Annotated in this window: 4 protein-coding genes, 1 tRNA gene and 1 rRNA gene; 1 reads left to right on the top strand and 5 read right to left on the bottom strand. The window is 43.4% G+C overall.

From position 1 onward, the window contains the following. Positions 1 to 135: 135 nt before the first annotated feature. The gene (cydB, locus tag KTE19_RS12405) at positions 136 to 1,149 is read right to left on the bottom strand and encodes a cytochrome d ubiquinol oxidase subunit II (protein WP_217162412.1); all 1,014 of its coding nucleotides are present in this window, start codon (positions 1,147 to 1,149) and stop codon (positions 136 to 138) included. After that, positions 1,142 to 2,593 (bottom strand): cytochrome ubiquinol oxidase subunit I, encoded by a 1,452-nt coding sequence (locus tag KTE19_RS12400; protein WP_217162414.1) that lies wholly within the window; start codon positions 2,591 to 2,593, stop codon positions 1,142 to 1,144. Before KTE19_RS12400 ends, cydB begins: the two co-directional genes overlap by 8 nt. Positions 2,594 to 2,940: 347 nt before the next feature. Here KTE19_RS12400 and KTE19_RS12395 point away from each other — a divergent pair, with 347 nt between their 5' ends. After that, positions 2,941 to 4,569 carry an NAD(P)/FAD-dependent oxidoreductase gene (locus KTE19_RS12395; RefSeq protein ID WP_217162416.1) on the top strand — a complete coding sequence of 543 codons (1,629 nt, stop codon included), beginning with the start codon at positions 2,941 to 2,943 and terminating at the stop codon, positions 4,567 to 4,569. 77 nt (positions 4,570 to 4,646) lie between these two features. Here the strand turns inward: KTE19_RS12395 and ltrA are convergent, their stop codons facing one another. The 3 genes from ltrA to rrf all read right to left on the bottom strand — a co-directional run bounded on the left by ltrA (position 4,647) and on the right by rrf (position 6,927). Next, complete coding sequence (gene ltrA / locus KTE19_RS12390) at positions 4,647 to 6,044, bottom strand: group II intron reverse transcriptase/maturase (RefSeq protein WP_217342405.1); 1,398 nt, start codon at positions 6,042 to 6,044, stop codon at positions 4,647 to 4,649. Positions 6,045 to 6,664: 620 nt separating this feature from the next. Beyond that, positions 6,665 to 6,737: transfer RNA gene (locus tag KTE19_RS12385), tRNA-Thr, on the bottom strand. Between the two features lie 73 nt (positions 6,738 to 6,810). Beyond that, a 5S ribosomal RNA gene (gene rrf / locus KTE19_RS12380) occupies positions 6,811 to 6,927 on the bottom strand. Positions 6,928 to 7,079 lie beyond the last annotated feature (152 nt).

Here is a 7,079-nt window from a genome sequence, read left to right as displayed (position 1 = left end):
CACAGCGCCGATAAGCTATCGACTCCGTGCCGCCTAGGAAAGACAAGCAAATATTTACTTTAACTTTTGGGGTACACCTCACACGCACCACAACCTGTTATTTAGTTGATGTTCAAGTCATCACTTGTTACGCACTTATTGTTCTGCAGCTCTTGGTGACTTCAAACGCTTGTAGAATACCCAATAGCTCCAAATAAAGTAAATCAGAACAATTGGCAAAATCGTAAACGTCAAAATTGTCATCAGATGCAACGTGTATGGAGAACTTGATGCATTTTTAATTAAGATTGAGTTTGCACTATTATTAGCAATCATGACTCGTGGGAATAATCCATTGAAAATCAGGACAACTACGCTAATGAGTGATAGCCCACTGGCAATGAATGATGCCCAGTCGTGTTTTGCTCGAGCACCCCACCATGCAGCCAAGGTAAAAATAACCAAAGCAATCAAGATGGACCACGTTGAAACTGGCTTCTTAGCAAAGAAATCAGTAGTCAAGTAAAGCAGGATAACAAAGACAACTTCACCAGCAAGTAAGACCGGATAAAGAATCTTGCTCCATTTTTGAGCCCGATCACGAAGCTCACCAGTTGTCTTTAATCGCAGGAAGTTCAAGCCGTGGATGAAGCAAAGCAATGAAACTGCAACTCCACCAACTAATGAGAACCAATTGACATAATCAGTGAAGCTACCAAAGATATTACCATTAGCATCAATTGGCATTCCTTGAATCATGCTGACAAACATCATCCCAAAGAGGAACGCTGCACAGAAACTACCAATTGAAGCTGCCCATTCCCAGAAGTTTCGCCAAGTATCGGTTTGCATATTAGCACGAAATTCAAACGAAACGCCTCGGAAGATCAAGGCAACCAAAATCAGGAACAACACCAGATAATAACCGGAGAATAATGAAGCGTACCACATCGGGAACGATGCAAACATCGCACCACCAGCGGTAATCAGCCAAACTTCGTTACCGTCCCAATGAGGCCCGATTGTTTGAATCACGACATCCCGTTCATCACGATTCTTTGCGAAGAACCGAACAGCCATTCCAATCCCGAAATCAAATCCTTCCAGGAAGAAGAATCCACTGAACAGGACACCAATCAACAGAAACCAAAGTAATTGCAGATTAGTCATTATGAGCCGCCCCCATTTCATAAGGATCTACTTTGGAAGTCTTTTCAGGCTTAGATGAATAGCCATCAGTCGTCACAGAATCCGGTCCTTGCTTGAGGACTCGATGACTCAAAATAATCATAACTGCCCCAAGTGATGCGAATATCAAGAAGTAAACGATGTTCGTAAACATGAGGCTTGCGACGGTAGAAGTTGGCGATACGGCATCCGCAATTGTTAATAGCCCGTAGACAACCCAAGGGTAACGACCAAATTCAGTGATGAACCAGCCACAGGTATTAACGATAAATGGTAACCATACCATGAGTCCCATTACGTACAAGAACCAGCGTTGCCTCATAATGCTTTGAGACTTCTTACGATTGAACCATAAACCAATGATTGCCACTAAGCCAAATAAGCCAGCGGAAATGGCCATAATTCTGAAGCTCCAGAACAAGGTTCGAGTTGGTACATAATAGTTACGAGTTTCCCCGTTCTTGTTATACTTAGCCTTTAATTCTTTGTTGACCTGTTCTTGGCCTTTAAAGGTACCATTTAAGCTATGATGCCCCAAAATATTAAGCACATAAGGAATTTCAATTGACCAAGTCTTTTGATGATTCTTGGTTCCTTGAGCCGCCGACCAATCACCTTTTTCGGTTGAATTCTTATAAATTCCTTCCATTGCGGCAAACTTCATTGGTTGATTATTAATCAAGTAACGAGTCTGCGTATCACCAGACCATACGGAACCCATGCAAGCAAGCAGCCCGATGATTAATGAAACTTTCATTGATTTGCGGTAGAAGTTCTCGTGATCCTTCTTTAACAGTCGCCATGCTGAACAGCCGGCAACCACAAATGCAGCCGTTAAGAATGCGCCAAAGATAACGTGTGGAAATTCATTCCATAGTTGACGATTCATAATAACAGCTGAGAAACTGGTCATTTCAACTTTGTGCTGAGCAGCGTTCATCGCATACCCAACCGGATTCTGCATAAAGCTGTTGGCAGCTAAAATCCAAAGTGCGGATAAAGTTGAACCAAATGCAGTTAACCAGATAAACAAACAGTGAATCACTTTATTGAAGCGATCCCAAGTAAACATCCAAAGGCCAATGAATGTCGACTCCATAAAGAAGGCCGCCAAGGCTTCAATGGCCAATGGCGCACCAAAGATATCACCCATAAACCGTGAATAATCAGACCAGTTCATTCCAAACTGGAATTCTTGGATAATACCAGTTACAACCCCCACAGCAAAACTGTACAGGAAAATCTTCCCCCAAAATTTTGCCATGTTCTTATAGACTTCATCTTTCTTGATAACGTAAACCGTTTCCATAATTGCAACGATAAAAGCTAAACCAATCGAAAACGGTACGAAGAAGAAATGGAAGACCGTGGTCATCGCAAATTGAAAACGTGATAACCATAACATCGAAATTCCAACACTTAACATTATTATATCCCCCCTTGCAAAACACTAATGAGTTCCCTCACATAACTTCATTGTATATAGAAATGACTGAATATTCAAACTTTACTATCATTTAATTATCATTAATAGCTTATAAATTATCAATACAGTAAGTATTATGTAACTAATCTTTAGAAAGCGCTATTTAATCGATTAGATCAACGTTTTAGTTTTGATTAATCGATTTCAGTTCAAGATTGGAATGTCTTTCATTAGACAATTCGCGCTAGCCCTCTTATACTGATGGTGATAAGAAACGTTTATGCTATCATTCATTCTTTGTATATTTAAGGGATCTTATCAGTTTTTATTAGGGGGAGGAATATTTCATGACTAAAAATATCGTTGTTATCGGTGCTGGCTTTGCTGGGGTTTACGCTACGAAGAAACTTGCCAAGCATTTCAAGAGTAACCAAGATGTTAAGATCACATTGATCGACAAACATTCATTCTTTACCTATTTAACACGACTTCATGAAGTTGCAACGGATCGGGTTAATCCCAACAGTGTTCGGTATGATTTACAAAGGATTTTTCACAAGCAGAAGAATGTCAAACTTGTCACCGATGAGGTTATTTCTGTCGATAAACAAAACAAGTTAGTTACTTGTAAAAATGGCACCTACCCATTTGACAGCCTGTTAATCAGCTTAGGTGGTGAACCTAACGACTTTGGAACTGCCGGAGTTAAGGAAAATGGCTTTACACTTTGGTCGATTGAAGACGCAATGCGGTTGAGAACGCACATCAAAGAAACAATTGCTAAAGGGGCAATTGAACGAGATCCACGTAAGCGACAATCCCTGCTAACGATTGTTGTCTGCGGTTCTGGTTTTACTGGTGCCGAAACTGTTGGTGAGTTGATTGATTATAAGAAAGTGCTTGCCAAAGAAAACAAGATTGACCCCAACGAGATCAAAGTCATTTTGGTTGAAGCTGCTCCAACGATTATTAACATGCTTGATCGAACCAACGCGGCCCACGCAGAAGCTTACATGAAGAAGAACAATGTTGATATTCGACCTTCATCAATGATTGTAAGTGTTAATAAAGATAGTGTTGATATTAAAGATCAAGATTCTATTTCAACCAATACACTGATCTGGACTGCAGGGGTTAAGACAAGTTCAATTGCTGATAGTTTCGGAATTGATGCTGGTCACGGTGGCCGATTAGTCACCAACCAATATTTGCAGGCTAAAGGATTTGAGGACAATAGTATCTACGTTGCTGGTGACGATGCCGCTGCGACTGAGCAAGGCGCTGAACGAGCTGTTCCCCAAACTGCCCAAGAAGCTGAAAACGAAGCCGTTGTGACCTCAACTAATATCGCCGCAGATATTGACGGTAACCACAACTACCTGGAATTTCACGATAAGAACATGGGCTTCACGGTATCATTTGGTGCCCGTTATGGAATTGCCCAAGTGTTTGGTGGTAAGCGAATCCGAGGTTGGATCGCAACTATCATGAAGCATGGTTCCAATTTGCTTTACTTCTGGCGAATTCGTTCTGGATACTTTATGTTCAACTATATTTTGGACGAGTTCTTTAGAGTAAATGATAATCGAACAGTGTTTGGTGCTCATACTTCACGGAGGAGTAACGTTCTCTGGAGTGTTCCGATGCGCTTGTTCTTCGGACTTGCTTTAATGATTGACGGCATTAGTGCGCATTATCTCATTACTGGAAGCGGTGGCTTGGCAATGTTTGAAGCCATTCTTGGCTGCTTAATCTTCTTGGGGCTATTCACGTGGATTGCCAACCTCGCCGTCATTGTCTTATTCTTTGCGGCAATGATGTCCTGGCCAACAACTTGGATTCTATTTGTGGCCATTGCTTTGATGAATGGATCAGGTCGGTCATTTGGATTAGATTACTGGTGTGTTCCTTGGTTACAAAAAGCTTTGGGCAGATCTCAATACGGGATTCCGAAATCACTTTATACTGAAAAATGATCTACGCAATCGAGTAGGAGGTAGCTCACGCTACCGACCTCTCACACCACCGTACGTACGGTTCCGTATACGGCGGTTCAATAACTTAAACGTTTTGTTTCAATTGACTGGAGTGTCTTGGACAGATTTATGAGTCCACGGCGTTCCAGTCTTTTGTTTGTAATGGTATATGTCAGTGTTTTGGAATGCGCTGTCCGCCAGTAACTTTTTCTGGTTTCCGCAAACTTCCAAGCTTGGTTATGCATCATGCCTAATTTCATCAGAGCTTTTGCTCTGGTGGCCGGCTTTTTCCACATTTTCCAAATATACTGGCGAATTCGCGAGCGCAACCATTGGTCAATTTGCTGAACGAACGTCCGCATTTCGCCAATGCTGTAGTATTGCAGCCACCCACGCATCTTTTGGCGAATCTCTCTGAAAATCACATCGAGTTTTCGCCCTCGATTACGTTTAGTCAATTGCTTGAGCGCCAATCGAACCCGCCGTTTAGCCTTTTGACTAGGATGAGCATAGGCTCCTTTGGAATTGACCCCTAATGAGAAGCCAAGGAAGTTCAACCGCAGGGGAGAACCAACCTTCGTTTTCTTTTGGTTGACAGTAACCTTCAACGTCTTCTCAAGGAACTTGATAATGCTAGCCAAAACCCGATAACCAGCTCGCTTACTTTTGACGTAAATGTTACAGTCATCGGCATAGCGAACAAATTGGTGACCACGTTTGGTCAATAACTTATCCAGCTCATTGAGGTAGACATTGGCCAACAATGGAGAGATTGGTCCGCCTTGCGGCGTTCCCTTTTCGGAACACTCAAACAGCTTGCCATTCATCACCCCACTAGTTAGGAACTGACGAATGAGATGCAATACCCACGGATCACTGACATACTGCTTCATGAACTTCATCAGAAGATCATGATTTACAGTGTCAAAATAAGCCTTTAGATCCAAGTCAATCACGTAGTGATAACCCTGGTCGTAAAGTTTAGTGACCCGTTGAATGGCATCCTGAGCACTCCGATGGGGCCGGAAGCCAAAGCTGCTGTCTGAAAAGACTTTCTCAAACACTGGCGCCAAGACTTGAGCGACTCCTTGTTGGACAATCCTGTCCAGCACGGTTGGGATACCCAGCTTTCGCATTGACCCATCCGGCTTGGGGATTTCCACCCGTTTGACCGGTTGGGGCTTATACGTACCATCACGCAGGGTGGCGATAAACTCATCACGGTGCGCTTTCAAATATGGGAGCACTTGGTAGACGGTCATGCCATCAATACCGGCAACTCCTTTATTACGTCGGACCCGTTCGTAGGCTTCATTTAGATTCCCGCGGGACAGGACCAATGCTTGAAACGAAACGTCATTTCCGACTGTGCGTTCACCAGAAGCGGTGCTACGCACCCCAGCTTGCTCTTGACCTTCCAGGTCTACCATCCGTTGGCGGCCAGACTCTGCTTCTGTTTTCTGCGATTGTCGCACTGCTTCCACCTCCTGTATCAGTGAAGATTATTATTGTTCGGCCCTTCGTTGCTAAACAACTACTATGGCCTCGGCTGACTTCTGAACTGCTCGGCCAGTCATTGCTGACTGGTTTGTTCTGTCAGATGCATTCCGCTTCTGTGCCAGAACGTGCAATTCAGATCTCCCCGGGTAAGGACGCTAACTTTCGTGCCATGCAGCCGCTGGCTTTACCGCTACTTGCTTCGAGTAGTATGAGGCTTCAGTTTGTTATGCAACCTTACCTCCAAGTAGTGGCCTTATAGCCAGTTCTTGTTCATCGGTTCAGCACTTTGCCTTGGACTTCCTTCAGATTCCGCCTCACGGCGGACACCCTTGTCCTTAGCTCGTAGTTCCTACTACTAAGGCCTACAGTGGACTTTCACCACCTAGTTAGCGCCCATGCCGGGCGCACTGACAAAAAATGCTCACCTTAAATGGTGGGCATTTTTTATCGATCATACGATTTTAATTTATGAGACAAACGTACAGCTATCCTCAGACAATCTTGGCTTTAATTTGAACAATTTTTTAGGCATCACAATTCGGAGTTTTTGACAGATTTTAACGTTTTCCAAATAGTTAGTTCGATTGACTGGTTAAGCCGTTTCCGGGATTTGAACCCGGGACCTCTTCCTTACCATGGAAACGCTCTACCTTCTGAGCTAAAACGGCAAATAATTATCACAATAATAATGATGATAACAAAAAAGCCTCTGATAGTAAATGCTATCAGAGACTCAGGTTAGCGTGGCAACGTCCTACCCTCGCAGGGGGCGATCCCCCAACTACTCTCGGCGTGCAGAAGCTTAACTGCTGTGTTCGGCATGGGAACAGGTGTATCCTTCTGGCTATCGCCACCACACTTCTTGCTGCTTGAAAGAACTTCGTTCCCTCAAAACTAGCTAATATTAATTTTCTACTTTCAAACACCATTTCTACTTGGTTAAGTCCTCGACCGATTAGTATTGGTCCGCTCCGTACATCGCTGCACTTCCACTTCCAACCTATCTACCT

The sequence above is a fragment of the Lentilactobacillus dabitei genome (genome assembly GCF_019061365.1).
Classification (GTDB): domain Bacteria; phylum Bacillota; class Bacilli; order Lactobacillales; family Lactobacillaceae; genus Lentilactobacillus; species Lentilactobacillus dabitei.
Note: the sequence above shows the minus strand (reverse complement) of the source record. Positions and strands in the feature narration are given on the sequence as shown.